This window comes from Pseudomonas sp. PNPG3 (genome assembly GCF_023093815.1).
GTDB lineage: Bacteria > Pseudomonadota > Gammaproteobacteria > Pseudomonadales > Pseudomonadaceae > Aquipseudomonas > Aquipseudomonas asiatica.
The window spans coordinates 26,119-47,012 of sequence record NZ_JALLKV010000048.1 but is presented as its reverse complement, the minus strand read 5'-3'; the positions used below and the strand labels follow the sequence as shown (position 1 = coordinate 47,012).

Sequence of the window (20,894 nt, the reverse complement as noted above, 5' to 3'; positions counted from 1 at the left end):
TATCGGTCAAAAGCCGCTTAAAAAACTTCCCTAAAACCATAGAATCTCCCACAGATACCCCACAGTAATCAAAACCTGTGGCGTCCTGTGGGAGCTGGCTTGCCGGCGATAGGGCCAGTACATCCACAGCAAATCCCTCCTTCTATATATATTCCAAAGAGTTAGTTCATAAACTTTTTATAAAGCATTAGGGTATATAAACCGGACCACCGGACCAGCACACATCTGTCGCGATCAGCTGTTAGCGACACAATTCATTTGCGAGGTCAGGAATGGTCAGGATCACGATCACCCCAGTGCGGAACGCCAGGGCATTGAGTGCAGCCAAGGAGCGGTACTGATGTCCAGCCAACCCGATACCCAATTCCACAGCGATCTCGACAGCTCGCCCCTGCTGCTGCCGGCCAAGGTTCTACGCAACGACGCCGAAGCCTTGCAAGCAGCCCGCGAACTGGCCGAGGTCGCCCGCGAGCAGGCCGCCCGCCGCGACCAGCAACGCAAACTGCCATGGGCCGAGATCGAACTGTTCACCCGCAGCGGGCTTGGCAGCATCTGCGTACCCAAGGCACATGGCGGCCCGGAGGTGTCATTCGAGACCGTGGCTGAAGTGTTCCGCCTCATCAGCGCCGCCGACCCGGCCCTGGGGCAAATCCCGCAGAACCAGTTCGGCATGCTGCAACTGCTGCGCCTGACTGCCACCGAGGCGCAGCAGGCGGTGATCTTCCGCAGCGTGCTCGATGGCTGGCGCATCGGCAATGCCGGCCCCGAACGCAGCACCAAGGACACCCTGACCCTCAAGGCCAGGATCACCCGCGTCGGCGACAGCTATCGCATCAGCGGCGAGAAGTTCTATTCCACCGGCGCCCTGTTCGCCCACTGGGTTGCGGTCAAGGCACTGGACGACAAAGGTCGCCAGCGCCTGGCATTCGTCCGCCGAGGCAGCCCGGGGCTGCGCATCGTCGATGACTGGTCCGGTTTCGGGCAGCGCACCACTGCAAGCGGCACCGTGCTGCTCGACCAGGTCCCGGTGGATGCCGACCTGGTGATCGACAACTGGCGCCAGCGCGACATTCCCAACATCCAGGGCGCTGCCTCGCAGCTGATCCAGGCGGCGATCGATGCTGGCATTGCCGAAGCAGCGATCAAGGACGCCATCAGCTTCGTGCGCGAAAAGGCCCGGCCATGGATCGAAGCCAAGGTCGACCGCGCCAGCGACGACCCTTACGTAATCGCCGACATCGGCCGCCTGAAGCTCGAGCTGCACGCCGCCGAAGCCCTGCTGCGCAAGGCCGCGCGGGTCCTCGACGAGGTCAACGCCGAGCCGATCGATGCAGCAAGCGCAGCGCGGGCCTCGATCGCTGTGGCCGAGGCCAAGGTACTGACCACCGAGATTGCCCTGCAGGCCAGCGAAAAGCTGTTCGAGCTGGCCGGTAGCCGCGCCACCCTCGCCGAGTTCAACCTCGACCGCCACTGGCGCAATGCCCGGGTGCACACCCTGCATGACCCGGTGCGCTGGAAGTACCACGCGGTTGGCGCTTACCACCTCAACGGCACCTTGCCTGCACGGCATTCCTGGATCTGACTTGAGGGCCTTGGGGCTGCTTTGCAGCCCAATCGCCGGCAAGCCAGCTCCCACAGTTCCTGCACTGCCTTCAAGACCTGTGCGGTCCATGTGGGAGCTGGCTTGCCGGCGATTGGGGCGCGAAGCGGCCCCTAGGGTCCCGGAGAGCAATATGACGACAGCAATCATCACCAGCGACACCCAGGCCCTGAACGTCGCCGAAGAAGTCGCCCGACACCTGCGCCGCGACAGCGCCCTGCGCGACCGCGAGCGCCGTCTGCCGCACGCCGAACTGGAACTGTTCACTCGCTCCGGCCTGTGGGCCATCAGCGTACCCAAGGCCTTCGGCGGCGCCGGCGTGTCCAACATCACCCTGGCCAAGGTAATCGCCCGCATCGCCCAGGCCGACGGCTCGCTAGGGCAGATCCCGCAAAACCATTTCTACGGCCTGGAAGTGCTGCGGGTAAACGGCACACCCGAACAGCAACAGCGCTTGTACGCCGAAGTACTGGCGGGCAACCGCTTCGGCAACGCCCTGGCCGAACTGGGCACCAAGACCGCCAACGACCGCACCACGCGCCTGTCCCGCGACGGCGATGGTTTTCGCATCAACGGCCGCAAGTTCTACTCCACCGGCGCCATCTACGCCCAGCGCATTCCCACCTCGGTGGTCGATGAACAGGGCGTGCAGCACCTGGCCTTCGTCCCGGCCGACAGCCAGGGCCTGCAGGTGATCGACGACTGGAGCGGCTTCGGCCAGCGCACCACCGGCAGCGGCTCGGTGGTGTTCGATAACGTGTATGTCAGTGCCGCCGACGTGGTGCCGTTCCAGAGCGCCTTCGAACGCCCCACCCCGGTCGGCCCGCTGGCGCAGATCCTTCATGCCGCCATCGATACCGGCATCGCCCGCGCCGCATACGAAGATGCCCTGCACTTCGTGCGCACCCGCAGCCGCCCCTGGGTCGACTCCGGCCTGGACAAGGCCAGCGATGACCCGCTGACGCTGAAGAGTTTCGGCCATCTGGCGATCCGTCTGCACGCCGCCGAAGCCTTGCTGGAGCGCGCGGGCGAATATCTGGACCGCGCCCGCGACGACAGCACTGCCGAAAACGTGGCCGCCGCGTCCATCGCGGTGGCCGAGGCCCGCGCCATCAGCACCGAGATTTCCCTCGCGGCCGGCACCACCCTGTTCGAACTGGGCGGCAGCCAGGCCACACTGGCCGAACACAACCTTGACCGCCACTGGCGCAACGCCCGCGTGCACACCCTGCACGACCCGGTGCGCTGGAAGTACCACGCCATCGGCAACTACTACCTCAATGATGCCAACCCACCACGCCGGGGGACCATCTGATGGCCAAGCAGATCCTGCTCAATGCTTTCAACATGAACTGCATCGGGCACATCAACCACGGCCTGTGGACCCACCCACGGGACACCTCGACCCAGTACAAGACCCTGGACTACTGGACCAGTCTGGCGCGGCTGCTGGAGCGCGGCTTGTTCGACGGGCTTTTCATCGCCGACATCGTCGGCACCTACGACATCTACGGCCAGTCGCTGGACGTCACCCTCAAGGAGTCGATCCAGATGCCGGTCAACGACCCGCTGCTGCTGGTCTCGGCCATGGCCGCCGTCACCCGCCACCTGGGCTTCGGCCTTACCGCCAACCTCACCTACGAAGCGCCGTACCTGTTCGCCCGGCGCCTTTCCACCCTGGACCACCTGAGCCATGGCCGGGTGGGCTGGAACATCGTCACCGGCTACCTCGACAGCGCCGCCCGGGCCATGGGCCTAGCGCAGCAACCCGAGCATGACCGCCGCTACGACCAGGCCGACGAGTACCTGCAGGTGCTGTACAAGCTGCTGGAAGGCAGCTGGGCTGACGATGCCGTGGTCGCCGACCGCCAGCAGCGCGTCTATGCCAGGCCCGACAGGGTGCGCAAGGTCAACCACCAGGGCGAGTTCTACAAGGTCGACGGCTACCACTTGTCCGAGCCCTCGCCGCAACGTACTCCGGTACTGTTCCAGGCCGGCAGCTCGCAGCGTGGCCTGGCCTTCGCCGGCAACCATGCCGAATGCGTGTTCATCAGTGGCCAGGACAAGGCCGCCACCCGCGCCCAGGTCGACAAGGTGCGCGCCGCCGCCCAAGCCGCTGGCCGCGACCCGCAAGCGGTCAAGGTGTTCATGGGCATCACGGTGATTGTCGCCGCCACCGAGCAGCAGGCCCAGGCCAAGCATGCCGAGTACCTGCGCCATGCCAGCGCCGAGGCCGGGGTCGCGCACTTCGCAGCGTCCACCGGCATCGACTTCGCCGCCTACGCCCTGGACGAGCCGATTGCCTTCAGCCAGGGCAACGCCATCCAGTCGGCCACGCGCCAGTTGCAGGACAACGCCTGGACCCGACGGCGCCTGCTGCAGCAGCACGCCCTGGGTGGCCGTTACGTGACCCTGGTCGGCGCGCCCGAGCAGGTGGCCGAACAGCTGATCGCCTGGGTCGATGAAACCGGCCTGGACGGTTTCAACCTGACCCGCACCGTAACCCCGGAAAGCTTCGAGGACTTCATCGACCTGGTCATCCCGCAGTTGCAACAGCGTGGCCGCTACAAGACCGCCTACGCCGAAGGCACCCTGCGCGAGAAACTGTTCCAGGCCGACCACCCGCATTTGCCCGCCGACCACCCTGGCTCGGCTTACCGCTTTACCTCTACCCCTGCCCCGACTGGAGCCCTGCACCATGCTTGATAAACTGTTCCGGCCCGTCGCGGCCATTGCCCTCACCCTCGGCCTGTCCGCCAGCGCGCTGGCTGCCGAACCGCTGAAGATCGGCACCACCTCGGCCTTTGCCATCCCGCTGGAAGCCGCAGTGGAAGAAGCGCACAAGCAAGGCCTGGAAGTGAAGCTGGTCGAGTTCAGCGACTGGATCGCACCCAATGTCAGCCTCAACAGCGGCGACATCGATGTGAACTACTTCCAGCACATCCCGTTCCTGGAAAACGCCAAGGCGGCTGCGGGCTTCAACCTGGTGCCCTACGCCCCGGGCATCATCAACAACGTCGGCCTGTACTCGAAAAAGTACAAGAGCTTCGCCGACCTGCCCGAAGGCGCCAGCGTGGTCATCGCCAACGACCCGATCAACAGCGGCCGTGGCCTGCAGCTGCTGGCCAAGGCCGGGCTGATCACTCTCAAGCCGGGGGTCGGCTACAAGGCCACCGAGGACGATATCGTCGCCAACCCGAAAAAACTGAAGATCCTTCAGGTCGAGGCCGTACAGCTGGTTCGCGCCTATGACGACGCCGACCTGGTGCAGGGCTACCCGGCCTACATCCGCCTGGCCAACAGCTTCGACGCCGGCTCCGCACTGCTGTTCGACGGCCTGGAGAACAAGGAATACGTGATCCAGTTCGTCATTCGACCGCAAAGCAAGGACGACCCACGCCTGGCCAAGTTCGTCGACATCTACCAGCACTCGCCAGTGGTGCGCGCAGCCTTGGACAAAGCCCACGGCAACCTCTACCAGGCCGGTTGGGAGGGCTGACATGAGCCAGGCCAGCGCGCTGCGGGCGCCCACCGCACAACCACTGCCGCCAACGGCCAGGGAGCAGGCCTTGCGCCCGGAGGTCAATGAAGCCCATGTGCGCTTCATCGGCCTGGGCAAGACCTACCCGGGCCAGGCGCAACCGGCCTTGCAAGGCATCGACCTGAACATCCGCCATGGCGAGATCTTCGGCATCATCGGCCGCAGCGGCGCCGGCAAGTCATCGCTGCTGCGTACCATCAACCGCCTGGAGCAACCCAGCCAGGGGCGGGTGCTGATCGACCAGGTGGACATCGCGCCCTTCGACGAGGAGCACCTGGTAGCCCTGCGCCGGCGTATCGGCATGATCTTCCAGCATTTCAACCTGATGTCGGCCAAGACCGTGTGGCAGAACGTCGAGCTGCCCCTCAAGGTGGCCGGCGTGGCCAAGGCGGAGCGCCAGTGCAAGGTACGCGAACTGCTGGAGCTGGTGGGCCTGCGGGAAAAGCACCACGTGTACCCGGCGCAGCTGTCCGGCGGGCAGAAGCAGCGCGTGGGCATTGCCAGGGCGTTGGTGCATGACCCCGAGATCCTGCTGTGCGACGAGGCCACCTCGGCGCTGGACCCGGAGACCACTGCTTCCATTCTCGAACTGCTGCGCGACATCAACCAGCGCCTGGGCCTGACCATCGTGCTGATCACCCACGAGATGGCGGTAATCCGCGATATCTGCCACCGGGTGGTGGTGCTTGAACGTGGAGAAGTGGTCGAGCAGGGTGAGGTCTGGCGGGTGTTTGGCTCACCACGCCACGAAGTCACCCGTACTCTGCTGGCACCGTTGCAAGCCAGGTTGCCAGCCGCGCTGCAAGCCAGCCTGCGGGCCAGCCCGGCAAGCCGCGACAGTGCCGTGGTGCTGAGGCTGACCCTGCTCGGCGAACCCGAACTGTCTGCCCTGTTCAACGAACTTGGCGGCCGCGTGCGCCTGCTGCAGGGCGGTGTGGAAACCATTGGCGAGCATGCCCTGGGGCAGCTGATCCTGTCGGTGCAGCACTCAACGCACGACACCCATCAATTGCTGGAGCGCGCCCGCCGCTGGGCCGAGGACGTGGAGGTACTGGGCCATGTGGTTTGATCGCCTGCTGGAAGGTTTGCTCGATACCCTGCTGATGGTCGGCGTGTCGTCGCTGATCGCCCTGCTGGTAGGCGTACCGATGGCGGTGCTGCTGGTCACCAGCGACAAGGGTGGGATCTTCGAGGCGCCGCTGCTGAACCGGGTGCTGGGTGCATTCGTCAACCTGTTCCGCTCGATCCCGTTCCTGATCCTGATGGTCGCGCTGATCCCCTTCACCCGCTTGGTAGTGGGTACCACGTATGGCGTGTGGGCGGCAGTGGTGCCACTGACCATTGCCGCCACGCCGTTCTTCGCGCGGATTGCCGAGGTCAGCCTGCGCGAAGTCGACCACGGCCTGGTGGAGGCTGCACAGGCCATGGGCTGCCGGCGCTGGCACATCGTCTGGCACGTGCTGCTGCCCGAGGCGCTGCCGGGAATTGTCGGGGGCTTCACCATTACCCTGGTGACCCTGATCAACTCCTCGGCCATGGCCGGAGCGATCGGTGCCGGGGGCTTGGGGGATATCGCCTACCGCTATGGCTACCAGCGCTTCGACAGCCAGATCATGCTGACCGTGATTGCCATGCTGGTGGCGTTGGTGGCGTTGATCCAGCTGGGTGGCGACCGGTTGGCGAAAGGCTTGAACAAGCGCTGAATTCTTCGCGGGCACGCCCGCTCCCACAAGTACTGCACAGGGCTTGAATACAACGATATCCCTGTGGGAGCGGGCATGCCCGCGAAGGGGCCTTCAACCCCAGCGAAGATGCCCGGCAGGCACCGGCCGCCCGAACCAGTACCCCTGCCCAAGCTGACACTGCTCATGCAGCAGGAAGCTGGCCTGCTCGGCCTGCTCGATGCCCTCTGCATGCACTTGCATGCCCATGCTGCGGGCCAGGGCGATGATCACCCGAACGATCGCGATGTCGTCCTCATCCAGCGGCAACCCGGCAACGAAGCCTTGGTCGATCTTCAGCTTCTGCACCGGCAAGCGCTTGAGCCGCAGCAGCGAAGAATAACCGGTGCCAAAGTCGTCAATAGCCAAGGTCACCCCCAGCTCGCGCAGGCGATGCAACTGCTCCAGCGCCACCTCCGGGTCCTCCATCACCGCGCTCTCGGTCACCTCCAGCTCCAGCAAGGCCGGGGCCAGGCCGGTGTCGTCCAGCACCTCGGCCACCTGCTGGTACAGCTCGTGCTGGCCAAACAGGCGGCTGGAAATGTTCACCGCCACGAATGCCAACTGCCGCCCTTCACCCTGCCATCGCACCATCTGCCGACACGCCTGGCGCAGTACCCAGGCGTCGATCTCGGCAATCAGCCCGGTACGCTCGGCAATCGGGATGAACTCGCCCGGTGGCACCAGGCCGCGCTGAGGGTGCTGCCAACGCACCAAGGCTTCGACGCCGACCTGGCCGCCGGTCGCCAGGTCGTGCACCGGCTGGTAGAACACCCGCAGCTCGTCCTGCTCCAAGGCTCGGCGCAGCTCGCCGGCGGTCTCGACCCGGTGTTGGGCGTGAGCGGTCAGTTCTTCGGTGTACAGCGCATAGCAGGCCCGCCCATTGCTCTTGGCCTTGTACAACGCCGAGTCGGCATTGCGCAGCAACTGCTCGGCACTCAAGGCATCGCTGGGGAACAGGCTGATGCCCACGCTGACGCTGATGAACAGGCGGTGACCGTCGAACTGGAACGGCTCGCGCATGCGCTCGATGATGCCCTGCGCCAGCTTGCCCGCCTGGCCAACCTCATGGCAGTTTTCCGCCAGCACGCCAAATTCGTCGCCCCCCAGGCGCGCCAAGGTCACGCCGCTGCGCAGCACCTCTGCCAGGCGCTCGCCCACCAGCTTCAGCAACTGGTCGCCAATGGTGTGGCCAAGGCCGTCGTTGATGCTCTGGAAATGGTCCAGGTCCAGCAACAGCAGGGCACAACCACGCTTGTTGGCCTGGGCTGCGGCCAGCGCCTGCTCGACCCGGTCGTTGAACAGCAGGCGGTTGGGCAAGCCTGTCAGCGGGTCATGGTGGGCCAGGTAGGCCAGTTCCTGTTCAGAATGCTTGATCGCGCTGATGTCGCTGAACACCGCCACGTAATGGCTGAGCTCGCCTTGATCGTCGCGGATGGCGCAAATGGTCTGCCATTGCGGGTAGATTTCACCGCTCTTGCGCCGGTTCCATATTTCGCCGCTCCACTCGCCCTTTTCCGCCAGCGTGGCGAAGATCTGCTGGTAGAACGCCAGGCCATGGCGGCCCGACTTGAACTTGTTCGGGCGCTGGCCGATGACCTCGTCCTGCTGGTAGCCGGTGATACGCATGAAGGCACGGTTGACGTGCACGATCAGGCCATGGCGGTCGGTCACCAGCACGCCTTCGAGGGTGCTGTCGAACACTGCCGCAGCCATGCGCAGGCGTTCACGGTCTTCACCACGCATACGCGCGCCAACACCGATGAAGTCGAGCAGCCGCACCCGCGACACATAGATCAGCACGGCGCTCAGCAGCACCCAGACCACCACGTTGATCTGCCGGCCCACGGTCAGTGCCAGGGGGTCGTCGGTCATGCCGTGCAACACCACCTCGGCCAGCGTCAGCCAGAGGATCGAGAGCACCACATACAGCGCAGCCATGCGCAAGGCGTCGCGAACGGAAACAGACATGTCGGGTGCAATTGCCCATGAAAAATGATGGGGCATTATAAAGGCTGAAACATGTCGTGACTTCCTATCTGAACGGGTGACTGTATTTATTTCCTGCCCAAGGGATAATCAGCCCCTCCTCCCGCATTCCGAGGGTATTTACACCTATGTGGTACAACGGCCTGCTCGACTTGTCGGCCTGGCAACTGGTCGGCACTACCCTGCTGATGACCCACGTGACCATCGTCAGCGTCACGGTCTACCTGCACCGCTACTCCGCGCACCGGGCCCTGGAGCTCAATGGCGCGCTCAAGCACTTCTTCCGTTTCTGGCTGTGGCTGACCACGGCGCAGAACACCCGCGAATGGACCGCCGTCCACCGCAAGCACCACGCCAAATGCGAAACCCCCGACGACCCCCACAGCCCGCTGTACAAGGGCCTGGGCACGGTGCTGCGCAAGGGTGCCGAGCTTTACCGGGAAGAGGCGCGCAACCCCGAAACCCTGCGCATCTACGGCAAGAACTGCCCGGACGACTGGATCGAGCGCAACCTCTACTCGCGCTACAAGCTGGGCGGCATCGCGCTGATGGCGGTAATCGACCTGCTGCTGTTCGGCACCATCGGCATCACCATCTGGGCAGTGCAGATGATGTGGATTCCGTTCTGGGCCGCCGGCGTGGTCAACGGCCTGGGCCACGCTCTCGGCTACCGCAACTTCGAGTGCCGCGACGCCGCGACCAACCTGGTGCCGTGGGGCATCGTCATCGGTGGCGAAGAGCTGCACAACAACCACCACACCTACCCCAACTCGGCCAAGCTGTCGGTCAAGCGCTGGGAGTTCGACATGGGTTGGGCGTGGATCCGCCTGTTCTGCCTGCTGCGCCTGGCCAAGGTACAGCGCGTGGCGCCCATCGCCCACCGGGTGGCAGGCAAGGCCAGCCTGGACATGGACACCGCCATGGCCATCCTCAACAACCGCTTCCAGATCATGGCCCAGTACCGCAAGCTGGTAATCGGCCCGCTGGTCAAGCAGGAGCTGGCCCGCGTCGATGCTTCGCTGCGCCACCACTTCCGCCGCGCCAAGCGCCTGTTGTCGCGCGAGACCAGCCTGCTGGAAGACCGTCACCATGTGCGCATCGAGTCGATGCTCGCCCACAGCCAGGCGCTGAAGACCATCTACGAAAAACGCCTGGCCCTGCAGCAGATCTGGGCGCGCACCAGCGCCAACGGCCACGACATGCTGGCCGCCATGAAGGACTGGGTACACGAGGCCGAAAGCAGCGGCATTCACGCTCTGCGCGACTTCGCGGCACAGCTCAAGACCTACTCCCTGCGCCCGACCGGCGCCTGACCGCCGTTGATCGGCACGCCCCCTTGGCGGGGCGTGCCGCCCGGAACTTCACCCCCTGGTTGCCACTCAAATCCGGCACATCGCCCCGCGTGGCGGGCCGGATGCTGGCCGCACGCTTTCCTGTCGAGACCTGCTCCGTGCACATGGCCAAGAACATTCCAACGACACTGCCCGGCACACCCCCTCCCGAGGCCGCCCAGACCCTGCTTGCGCTGCTCCACGCCCAGGGCGAAGTTGCCCGCCTGAGCGAGCGCGAGCAGCTGTTCAGCTCGTTGCTCGACAGCGTCAATGCAGTGCTCTGGGCCTTCGACTGGGAAACCCGCCAGGTGCTGTACGTAAGCCCCGCCTACGAGCGCATTTTCGGCCGCCCGGCCAGCCTGGTGATGGCCGACTACAACGAATGGCGCGACAGCATCTACCCCGACGACCTGGAGTTCGCCGAGCGCAGCCTGGCCCAGGTGCTGCTCAAGGGCTCGGTGGAAGACCGCGAGTACCGCATCCTCACGGCCGACGGCCAGCTGCGCTGGCTGAGCGACAAGTGCTACATCAACCAACAACGCGATGATGAGCGGGTGATCATCGTAGGCATCGCCGAGGACATCACCGAGAAGAAGCAGCTCGAAGGTGAATTGCAGCGCCTGGCCACTACCGACGTGCTGACCCAGAGCAGCAACCGTCGGCACTTCTTCGAGTGCGCCCAGCAAGCCTTCGACAGCGCCCGCGAAAACGGCACGCCGCTGGCCTTCCTGCTGCTGGACATCGACGATTTCAAGCACGTCAACGACAGCTACGGCCACCAGGAAGGTGACCAGGTGCTGCAACGCATCGCCGACAGCGGCAAGGCCGTGCTACGCCGCGGCGACCTGTTCGGGCGCATTGGCGGCGAGGAGTTTGCAGCGGTGTTCCCGGGCTGCAATGCGCAGATGGCGGAGCAGATTGCCGAGCGCCTGCAGCGGCAGATTCAGCACTTGAGCTTCAGCCATGGGCAGCAGACATACGGGGTGACGGTGAGCCAGGGGCTGACCGGGCTGACTGACGAGGATGTGGCACTGGACAGCCTGTATGCCCGGGCCGATGCGGCGATGTACCGGGCCAAGCGGCAGGGCAAGAACCAGATCGTCCGCGGGTGACACTTCAAGACCGCCGCCACCCTGTGGGAGCAACTGTCTTGCATTGCCTGGGCCGGCCTCATCGCCGGCAAGCCGGCTCCCACAGGTACTGCACAGGTTTCAGCCTAACGCTATCCCTGTGGGAGCGGCTTTAGCCGCGAACACCGGCAAAGCCGGTGCCATAAACTGCGCGGGACAAGCCCGCTCCCACAGGGTTTGCGCCGAGTTCAACGACTTAGGCTGTCGGCTTGGTTTCGGCGCTCTCCACCTTGCGCAGCCGTCTCAGCTCCGGCAGACCGACTTTGAGCAACCGCGCGGTCTTGCCACTGGCCAGCCTCTCCAGCCCCTGCTCGGGCGGCAGCCGCGACAGCTGCCCAGCCAGGTTCATGGCCAGGATCTCCCGTGAATACACGCCGCCGCCCAGCTGGTAGATGGCCGCGACCAACTCGCGCAATGCCAGCGGCAACCGCCAACGGGTACGCAACGCCGAGCCAAACGCTGCACCGAACTCGTTGAGCGACAGCTGTACCTTGTCCTCGTCCAGCTCACCCCCGGCCTGCCGCCATTCCTGCAGGCAGCGCAACACCGCCAGGTCGCCCAGGCAATGCAGCAACCCCGCGCAATAGCAGCGCCCCTCGTCCAGCTCGAACATGCGCGCCAAGGTCCGGCCATATTCGGCAGTGTGCAGCGAAAGGCCCCAGTAATAGGCCGCATGCTGCGTCAGCAGCGGGTCGCTGAGCCGCGCGCTGCGCTTGAGGGTCATGCCCAGGATCAGGTTCATGCTCTGGGTGCTGCCAAGCTTGTTCAAGGCCTGTAGCAATGTTTGCACAGGCGCGTCGCGGTGCATGGCCGCACTGTTGGCAGCGGCAATCAGCACCGCGGTGATCTGTGGGTCGCTACCCACTTCCTCTTCTAGCACCTTGAGGTTCAGGCCCTGGGGGTTGAGTGCGCGTTTGATCGCGACCTGCACGTCGGCAAACAGCGGCCCGCCGTCGGCGATGGCGCGGCGCTGTTCAAGAAAAGCAGGCAAGCTGACACCAGGCTGCAAGGACGGCACCGGGCAGGCGACTTGTTCGCCAACGGCCAGCAGCAGCTCTTCCAGGCGCTTGCGCAGGTTGTCGAGGTTCAGCGGCTTGCTCAGGTAGGCCGTGGGGTGCAGGGGCAACGCTTCTCGCACACTGGAGCTATCACTGCGCTCGCTCATGAGGATGAACGGCAGGCCGGGGTTGTCTCGCTTGGCGCGCACCTTGCGTAGCAGATCGAGGCCATCGACACCGGACAGCTCACGAGCGGCGATGATCAGGTCGGGCTTGCTCGACAGCGCGGTCATGGCCTGGGTGCCGTCGGCACAGACCTCCAGCCGGGCATCGCAGCGCACGCTGAGCAGCATGTCACGGAGCATGTCACGCACCCAAGGATCGCCTTCGACGATCAGAACGCGGGGTGGGTGGGGGTCTGCGGCGCTCATGGGCGACTCCTGAATGATCCTGGCACACGATCCATCGCAGCTTCCAAACATATCCGTCGGTTAACGATAGCGCCCCCTGCAGCGAATTGGCACAAAAATCCCGCAATGGCGGGCAGTTCACAGTTTGTTCATGTTCGCCACCGCGCCGCTATGAGCATTAACTACCAACTGGCTCACAACATGATCCGTTTCAGTGGTGCTCCACATGACAAAGCCGTATCGCAGACACGGCCAGAGGAGCCCCATGACGCGTACCCTTTCATCTGCAACTCGACAAGCGCTCTCGACCCTGAGAGCTAGCATCGACCAACGCCTTGCGCAGCACCCCTCGCTGGACAGCATGGGGCTGGCCAACCTGGACCGGGCACTCACGGCGAGTGAAGCGACAAGCGCCCTGCTTACGATCAGGAATGCCACGCACGCCTATTGGGAGTCGGTCGAAAAGACCGATCTGGTTCGCCGCCAGTGCCATATAAAGGATATCGAAGCCACTCTGCGCCAATTGCTCGAGGTCCAGGTCACTGCCGGCACGATCCACTCGATGTACGCGGCCTGCCTGCCCGCCTCGCTCGTTCAGCACGACTTGAAAATCAACACCTTGGGCTTGAAGATCGCAGCAAACCACACCGCCACGCTGCATGGCTGCCTGATGTTCAGCCTGGACAGCGGCCCGACCCTGCTGTGGCTGGCGGGCCGGCAATGGGCCGCGTTCGCCACCCCTGCGTTGGCTCTTGCGGCACTGACCACGCTGGTGAACAAGTCAGTGGCACGGGCCAGCATCACCGATACCCTGACCGGTGCACAGCGCCTCGCGATGACGCAGGCCTCGGCAGTGCAAACCTACGAACAACGCCACTGGGTGATCGAACCCATTCACCGCAACGCATTCGCCGAACTGCACCATCAACTGCGCGCCCTGCAACTGAGCGATATCAAGCTCGCTTTGCAGCCCTCGCCAGTTACCGACGAGTCCCGCTCGGGGCGGATCGAAGATGCCCTTCGCCTGCCTCTGCTACTCGGCCCAGGCAGCAGCCTGGAAGCCATCCTGAACGAAGCCCTCACGCCGTCGCCCAAGGCGCCCCACTGGTTGCGGTACGCGCCTGCGGACCAGGCCGATCAGTGCCTGAATGCACTTATGGAGTATGACCACAGCCGCGCTGCCTTGCTCAGTGTGCTGGATGGGTGCGACAGCAGCGAAAGCTTCGCGGTGAAGCACCTGCGCAGCAAAATCGCCAATGACCTGGGCCTGGCGGTCGACCCGCAGCAGATCGTGTTGGTGACCCAGCGTACGTTACCTGAAACCCTGGCCCCCTACGAAACCCGGCGCAGTCTTGTGAAGCTTGCGCTGCAAGGTCTACACGACGGCGACGCGCAGCCGATGTCGAGCTTCATGATCGGCACGCGCCTCGAACGGCAGGGCAAGCCCCTGCCAGACTCGTATGCCACGCTCACCCCCGCCTATATCGCCAAGCTAGTAGAAACGCTGGCGCTGCACGGCAAGTTTGCCTCTGCCCAGAAAGCCGCGCACAAGCATGAGAATGCCCGAGCGCAGATGAACGCCACCCTGTTGCGGCAGATCGCTGCCCAAGCCTGGTGCGCGCGCCTGCAGGGCCAGATCAAGCCCGAAGACCAACAGACCCTTGCGACCTTCGTTGCCGGAAGCGGAACAGGATACGACAGGTTGTCCAGCGCCAACCTGCTATTGGCAGACCAGTACCTACTGAGCGATGCCCTGCTGGTTCGCCAGGAAAGCGCCGACGGTGCCCTGCAGCGCCTGCTGCTCTGCTGCCCGCATCACCCCAAAAAACCTGTAATGGGTTTCGACAACGAACGGCAGTTGCTCATCGAAGTAGTGGGCTGGTTCGCCCATAAGAAGACACAAGACTACCTGCTGACGAACGTAGCTACCCAGCAGCGCTCCACATTCGCAACCTTGATAAAGAATATCGCCGACAAACCATCCCCGAACGAACATCAGCAGCCTGCCAGCACCGAAACGCAAAATTGGGACAGCTGGTACCTCGACTTCCACCGGCAGCGCCAGCAGGTCCCGAGCCTGACAAAGCCCTACGAACAGTTCATGACGCTGGTGCGTTTCACCGGCCAGGAAGGGATCAAGGCGCTGACACGCAACCGCATCGACGTAGCCGAGACCAACACCGCCACGCATACGCCCACCTGGCTGGCAACGGCCAGTGCCTCCCAGCGCGGCCAACTGACACGGCTGGAGGACCAAATCCTGGCTGCCGTTTCGCAGTATGCCGAGGCTGAACACACCCAGCTGCCCAATTTCGAGGCGTATGTCCATGCCCAGGCCAAGGAAAGGCTCGAACAGTTGCTCGGGGATGGCGCTGTCAACGTCGACCCTGACACCGTGGTCATCAAGTCACCCAGGGAAACCCTGACCTATACCCAATTGGTACGCAACGGCTATGACGACAGCCTCGGCCTGCTCAACCCCACCGCCGACACTACGGCAACCTTCGAAGGCCCTGCCGGAGTCGACCTCTCGGCGTTGACGCCGCAATCGGTCACAGGTTCGATTCGCGGCCTGTGGGTATCCGATCGCTACGTCAGCCTGATCGAGCAAACCCTGCTGTCGCCGTTACATACTGGCTACGCTTGGCGCCGTCGGCACAGCGTGCTGATCGTACAGCTGCAGATGCAGCAGGCGGCGCTGCGCAGCCTGTTGCAAGGGCACCTGGATGCGGACCAGTACGCCTGGGTGCTGGCGAGCATCCACAGCATGCACCGCACCACTAGCGCGGATCGGGAACGTCATGCGTTCTACCGATTGGTGGTGCGTATCGACAATGAGTTCCTGGCCGACGAGCCGATAGTCGGCAAGTTGTTCAACGAACTGTATCGGATCATGGGCAAGACGCCGCCCTATCGTGAAGAAGTCATCCACGGCTGCTACTTGCTCAAACCGCCTGGAGGGCAAGACGCGCAGACGCTGCTCTACACCCCCGCGGCGGCCGATGGTATCGCCTTCCGGCCTTTCGGCAACTTTGTACAGTCGCTCAAGACCCCTGGCATGATCGACTACTACAAGGACCGCAGCCGCAGGCAAGCCGGGCAACTGCTGAGTTTCCTGTTCAGGGACCTTAGCGAGGGCGGCCCGAGCCTGGTACCGACCTTGCCTGAAGCGCCGGCGGACGACCTACGCACCTTGTGCTACAACGAGCCGCTGCAACAACGTATCGTCGATGTGCGCGATGTCAGCAAGGGCCGGGCCGACATGATCGCAAGCATTGTCTGGAACACGCTGGAAACGGTTGTCCAGGTCGTGACGCTGCCCCTGCCTCCTGCTGCGTTCGCGGTGGGGGCCGTCCTTGCCCTGCGCGATTACGTGGCAGCGCTGAGCACTTTCATCAACCGGGATGCCGGCAGCGCAAGCCTGTATCTGTTGTCCTCCCTGCTCAATGCCACCGGTGCCTATGGCGACCTGACGCATGGCCTGAAAGGCTTCGGCGGTCTGCTGCGCAATGCCGAGCGACTCCCCAGCCAACCGCGACGCTGGGCAGAGACGAAAAAGGCATTGCGCGGGCTCACCGAGCGCGAACTCAAGACCGTGGAGCTCAACGGCCAACCCCTGCTGGTCGGCACCCCTTCCCCAAAAGGATTGGCGCGGGTAGCCCGGCGCAGCGAAAGCGGTGAACTGATCGATACCGGACATTATGCCCTGCAGGACAAGCTTGGCGACTGGACGCCGGTGGAAAGCATCGGCAGTGCATCGGCTACAGCAGCGCCCGAGAGGTACGCCGTCAACATCTCGCTGGAAAGTGGTACCCCGGCCGGAAATGCACACGCGCAAGGCATCACCCTGGTCAATGACCGCCCGTATGTGAAGATCGACGACCGGGTGTTCCAGGTACAGTTCGACCCCCACACCAGCCAATGGGCGATCATCGACCCGGACAACCCCTTCGCCTTCTTCGGACGCCAGCCAGTGGTGCGCCAGGCCGACGGCACCTGGAAGCGTGCCGACGCCGGGGGGCTGCGTGGCGGAAACCCTGGCGACAACGGCCAGGTCACCACGCCCAAACCCCCGACCACGCCCGAAACCGAAACGCCCGCCGCGGCAGGTGGCGACACTGCTGTACCCCTGCGCAGCGACCGTTCGAGCTTCTGGGATACCTGCATGAAACCGGACAAGACGCAAAGAGAGCGGCTCGCGAACCAGGCCGAGGACCGCCACCGCGCTCTGCTGGACGATGCCGATATCGCTCGCCTGAACGAAGGCGAGGAACCGCTGATGGACGAGCATCAGTTCGAGCATCTAGAAACCGAGGAGGGCATCACCTATACCTATAACGATGGCGACGACTACAAGAACTTCCTGATCGGCCAATACACTGACGAAAACGCACAGGTCAACAGCTACCTGCGCCGCGGCGTGCATGAGTTCCCGTTTTGCGACTCGGACACTTTCGTCGACAAGCTTGTCGACTCGCTGGAAGCCCTGCCCAAGGACAACAAGGTTCCCCTGTATCGGGGTGGACACGGCTCAAGGAGCACCTCAGGCGAACATTTTCGCAAAGGCAAGCTCAAGAAGGGCGATGTGCTGGTCAACTCGGACCTGGCTTCCTTTACGGAAAACCCTTACGTCGTACGCGATTTCGCCACCGATAAGCTCGCATCGGCGGACAACATAACGGGCAGTTTCGACAATACATCGGTGGTCTTTGAGCTGCCTGCCGGTCAGTACCACAGCGGCGCCCCCATTGCGCCGCTGTCATGGTCCAGCACAGAAGCGGAAACACTGTTCCCACCGGGATGCCGCTTCCAGATCGATGACATCGGCGAAGTGGTTGGTGACGATTTCCGTTTCGTCAATGTGAAGCTCAAGGAAGTCCCAGACGAGGTTCCTGTGGAACACCCCGTATTCGACCTGCGCACAGGCAACCCCTTCAAGCGCGACGAGTATGCCGCGATGCTGAAAAACGACGACTTGGTCGAGCGCTTCTTCCCAAGCGCAGTCTGGGCATCCTCCGACACCTGAACACCAGGCGAAAAAAAACCGCCCGGGCATTGCCCGGGCGGTTTTCTTACTGGGGCGAATCAGCGATCACGCCAGTTCGGCGAAGCACTCTTCGATGATGGCCAGGCCTTTGTCCAGCAGTGCGTCTTCGGCGGTCAGCGGAACCAGGATACGCAGGACGTTGCCGTAGGTGCCGCAAGACAGCAGGATCAGACCCTTCTCACGTGCCTTGGCCACAACCTGGCCAACAGCAGCAGCGTTCGGGGTGTGAGTGCCTTTCTCGAACACTTCGACGGCAATCATCGAGCCCAGACCACGGACGTCGCCGATGATCGGGTGCTTCTTCTGGATTTCGCGCAGGCCAGTGGTCAGGCGCTCACCCACAGCCTTGCTGCGGTCCAGCAGTTTTTCTTCTTCGAACACTTCGATCACGGCCAGGGCCGCGGCGCAAGCGATCGGCGAACCGGCGTAGGTACCGCCCAGGCCGCCCGGGGCGATGGCGTCCATGTACTCGGCCTTGCCGCACACACCGGCCAGCGGGAAGCCGCCAGCGATGGACTTGGCGAAGGTGGTCAGGTCAGGCGCAACGCCCATCTGCTCCATGGCGAAGAAGGTGCCGGTACGGCCAGCGCCAGTCTGCACTTCGTCGGCGATCAGCAGGATGCCGTGCTGGTCGCACAGGGCGCGCAGGCGCTGCATCAGCTCTTTCGGCGCTGGCAGGAAGCCGCCTTCGCCTTGTACCGGCTCGAGGATGATCGCGGCGATATCGCGCGGCTCGGCGTCGTTCTTGAAGATGCGCTCGACCGAGGCGATGGCGTCGTCAACGCTGATACCGTGCAGTTCGCTCGGGAACAGGGCGCGGAAGATGCCGCCTGGCATCAGGCCCATGCCAGCGGAGTACGGTACGACCTTGCCGGTCAGGCCCAGGGTCATCATGGTACGGCCGTGGTAGCCGCCGGTGAAGGCGATGACGCCAGCACGGCCAGTGGCGGCACGGGCGATCTTGACGGCGTTTTCAACGGCTTCGGAGCCGGTGGTGACCAGCAGGGTCTTCTTGTCGAAGTCGCCTGGTACCAGCTTGTTGATCTTTTCGCACAGCTCTACATAGGGTTCGTAGGCCAGCACCTGGAAGCAGGTGTGGCTGACCTTGGTCAGCTGATCTTGCACGGCCGCAACCACTTTCGGGTGCAGGTGGCCGGTGTTCAGTACTGCGATGCCGCCGGCGAAGTCGATCAGTTCGCGGCCTTCAACGTCGATCACGGTCGAGTTCTTCGCGGTGTCGACGAAGATCGGGTGGATCTGGCCAACGCCACGTGGGACGGCAGCTACACGACGTTGCATCAAGGATTCGTTGGTCTTGCTCATAATGCCCTCATTGCGCCGGTTTGGAGTGGCGCTTTTATTCGGGGGTGGCTGGGTGAGCCCGCGAACAGTATTCGTTGATCGACTGCCGTGAACGCCCTGGCCACCAGGTACTGCGATGTCAAAAAGGCCAGCGAGACGTCGCTCTCGCGCCCCGCTGGCAGAGGTAAAGCCGTTACCGTGCGATCAGACGCTGATGCACAGGTATTTGATTTCGAGGTAGTCCTCGATACCGTACTTGGAACCTTCACGGCCCAGGCCCGAAGCCTTGATGCCGCCGAAAGGTGCCACTTCGTTGGAGATCAGGCCGGTGTTGATACCCACCATGCCGTATTCCAGGGCTTCGGCAACACGGAACACACGGCTCATGTCGCGGGCGTAGAAGTACGAGGCCAGGCCGAACTCGGTGTCGTTGGACATGGCGATGACTTCGGCTTCGTCCTTGAAGCGGAACAGCGGCGCCAGTGGGCCGAAGGTCTCTTCCTTGGCGACAGCTGCGGTCTTCGGCACGTCGACCAGGATGGTCGGCTCGAAGAAGTTGCCTTCGATGATCTTGCCACCGGCCAGCACCTTGGCGCCTTTGCCAACGGCGTCTTCGATGTGTTCCTGGACCTTGGCCACAGCCTTGCCATCGATCAGCGGACCGGTGGTGGTGCCGTCTTCCAGGCCGTTACCGATCTTCAGCTTGGCCACTGCGGCGGCCAGCTTCTCGGCGAACGCGTCGTAGACGCCGTCCTGTACGTAGATACGGTTGGCGCAGACGCAGGTCTGGCCGTTGTTGCGGTACTTGGAGATGATCGCGCCCTCGACCGCCTTGTCCAGGTCGGCGTCGTCGAACACGATGAACGGGGCGTTGCCACCCAGCTCCAGGGAAACCTTCTTGATGTCCTTGGCGCATTCTTCCATCAGCTGGCGACCGATTTCGGTCGAGCCGGTGAAGGACAGCTTGCGTACCAGGGAGTTGCCGGTCAGCTCGCCGCCGACTTCGCCAGCGCTGCCGGTAACCACGCTCAGCACGCCAGCCGGGATGCCGGCGCGGTGGGCCAGCTCGACCAGGGCCAGGGCGGAGTACGGGGTCTGCGAAGCAGGCTTGAGCACCATGGTGCAGCCAGCGGCCAGGGCCGGGCCGGCTTTACGGGTGATCATGGCGGCCGGGAAGTTCCACGGGGTGATGGCCGCGGTAACGCCGATTGGCTGCTTGATGACGATCAGGCGCTTGTCTGGCTGATGGCCAGGGATGGTGTCACCGTAGACGCGCTTGGCTTCTTCGGCGAACCACTCGATGAACGAGGCAGCATAGGCGATTTCGCCCTTGGCTTCGGCCAGTGGCTTGCCTTGTTCGGTGGTCATCAGGCGAGCCAGGTCGTCCTGGTTCTCGATCATCAGTTCGAACCAGCGACGCAGCTTGGCCGAACGCTCCTTGGCGGTCAGTGCACGCCAGGCCGGCAGGGCCTTGTCGGCGGCTTCGATGGCGCGGCGGGTTTCCGCGGTGCCCATCTTCGGCACTGTACCGATGACTTCACCGGTGGCCGGGTTGGTCACCTTGATGGTCTGGCCATTGTCCGCATCCAGCCACTCACCATTGATGTAGGCTTGCTGGCGGAACAACTGAGCGTCTTTGAGCTGCATGTCGGCTTCCCGAATTGTTGATTGTTGAAAAGCGCCCAAGGCAGGGCATCGAGCGTTTGAAATCTCAAACGAATGCTAAGCGGCTGCTGGGGTGTTGGACAATAGGCTGTTCGAAAAAAAGAACGAATGGTTGAACAGCCTGCCCGAAATTTCATGAATCTGTGCTGTGGCAGCCGGC

The 20,894-nt window shown here is 63.6% G+C and carries 13 protein-coding genes; 9 read left to right on the top strand and 4 right to left on the bottom strand.

Annotated elements, in window-relative coordinates; genetic code table 11:
• The first annotated feature begins 340 nt into the window (after nt 1-340).
• The 6 genes from MJ643_RS23815 to MJ643_RS23790 all read left to right on the top strand — a co-directional run bounded on the left by MJ643_RS23815 (nt 341) and on the right by MJ643_RS23790 (nt 6,844).
• Entirely contained in the window at nt 341-1,582 is a 1,242-nt protein-coding gene (locus MJ643_RS23815) for an SfnB family sulfur acquisition oxidoreductase (RefSeq protein ID WP_013970433.1), read from the top strand.
• A 151-nt stretch (nt 1,583-1,733) separates the two neighbouring features.
• Nucleotides 1,734-2,915 (top strand): SfnB family sulfur acquisition oxidoreductase, encoded by a 1,182-nt coding sequence (locus MJ643_RS23810; RefSeq protein WP_013970432.1) that lies wholly within the window; start codon nt 1,734-1,736, stop codon nt 2,913-2,915.
• The gene (locus tag MJ643_RS23805) at nt 2,915-4,306 is read left to right on the top strand and encodes an LLM class flavin-dependent oxidoreductase (RefSeq protein WP_013970431.1); all 1,392 of its coding nucleotides are present in this window, start codon (nt 2,915-2,917) and stop codon (nt 4,304-4,306) included. Before MJ643_RS23810 ends, MJ643_RS23805 begins: the two co-directional genes overlap by 1 nt.
• A complete protein-coding gene (locus MJ643_RS23800; protein WP_013970430.1) occupies nt 4,299-5,099 on the top strand; it encodes a MetQ/NlpA family ABC transporter substrate-binding protein in 801 nt (266 codons plus the stop codon). Before MJ643_RS23805 ends, MJ643_RS23800 begins: the two co-directional genes overlap by 8 nt.
• Nucleotide 5,100: 1 nt before the next feature.
• Nucleotides 5,101-6,210 (top strand): methionine ABC transporter ATP-binding protein, encoded by a 1,110-nt coding sequence (locus MJ643_RS23795; RefSeq protein ID WP_013970429.1) that lies wholly within the window; start codon nt 5,101-5,103, stop codon nt 6,208-6,210.
• Entirely contained in the window at nt 6,200-6,844 is a 645-nt protein-coding gene (locus MJ643_RS23790; RefSeq protein WP_008096606.1) for a methionine ABC transporter permease, read from the top strand. The genes MJ643_RS23795 and MJ643_RS23790 overlap by 11 nt, the downstream gene beginning before the upstream one ends.
• 93 nt (nt 6,845-6,937) lie before the next feature.
• Here the strand turns inward: MJ643_RS23790 and dibA are convergent, their stop codons facing one another.
• Complete coding sequence (gene dibA / locus MJ643_RS23785) at nt 6,938-8,833, bottom strand: phosphodiesterase DibA (RefSeq protein WP_024087991.1); 1,896 nt, start codon at nt 8,831-8,833, stop codon at nt 6,938-6,940.
• 146 nt (nt 8,834-8,979) lie between these two features.
• On the opposite strand from dibA, the gene desA reads away from it, so the two are divergent.
• Both desA and MJ643_RS23775 read left to right on the top strand, forming a co-directional pair.
• Nucleotides 8,980-10,164 (top strand): delta-9 fatty acid desaturase DesA, encoded by a 1,185-nt coding sequence (gene desA / locus MJ643_RS23780; RefSeq protein WP_024087990.1) that lies wholly within the window; start codon nt 8,980-8,982, stop codon nt 10,162-10,164.
• A gap of 101 nt (nt 10,165-10,265) precedes the next feature.
• Nucleotides 10,266-11,294: a sensor domain-containing diguanylate cyclase gene (locus tag MJ643_RS23775; RefSeq protein ID WP_013970426.1), complete on the top strand. Its 1,029-nt coding sequence runs from the start codon at nt 10,266-10,268 to the stop codon at nt 11,292-11,294.
• Between the two features lie 214 nt (nt 11,295-11,508).
• Here the strand turns inward: MJ643_RS23775 and MJ643_RS23770 are convergent, their stop codons facing one another.
• Nucleotides 11,509-12,741, bottom strand: coding sequence for a response regulator (locus MJ643_RS23770; RefSeq protein WP_024087988.1), 1,233 nt, complete (start codon nt 12,739-12,741; stop codon nt 11,509-11,511).
• Between the two features lie 244 nt (nt 12,742-12,985).
• Between MJ643_RS23770 and MJ643_RS23765 the strand changes: the two genes are divergently transcribed.
• Nucleotides 12,986-17,746 (top strand): DUF6543 domain-containing protein, encoded by a 4,761-nt coding sequence (locus MJ643_RS23765; protein ID WP_158491223.1) that lies wholly within the window; start codon nt 12,986-12,988, stop codon nt 17,744-17,746.
• Nucleotides 17,747-17,812: 66 nt separating this feature from the next.
• Here MJ643_RS23765 and gabT read toward each other — a convergent pair whose 3' ends face one another.
• Nucleotides 17,813-19,090, bottom strand: coding sequence for a 4-aminobutyrate--2-oxoglutarate transaminase (gene gabT, locus MJ643_RS23760; RefSeq protein ID WP_013970423.1), 1,278 nt, complete (start codon nt 19,088-19,090; stop codon nt 17,813-17,815).
• A 183-nt stretch (nt 19,091-19,273) separates the two neighbouring features.
• Nucleotides 19,274-20,716, bottom strand: coding sequence for an NADP-dependent succinate-semialdehyde dehydrogenase (gene gabD / locus MJ643_RS23755; RefSeq protein WP_024087986.1), 1,443 nt, complete (start codon nt 20,714-20,716; stop codon nt 19,274-19,276).
• Nucleotides 20,717-20,894: the final 178 nt, after the last annotated feature.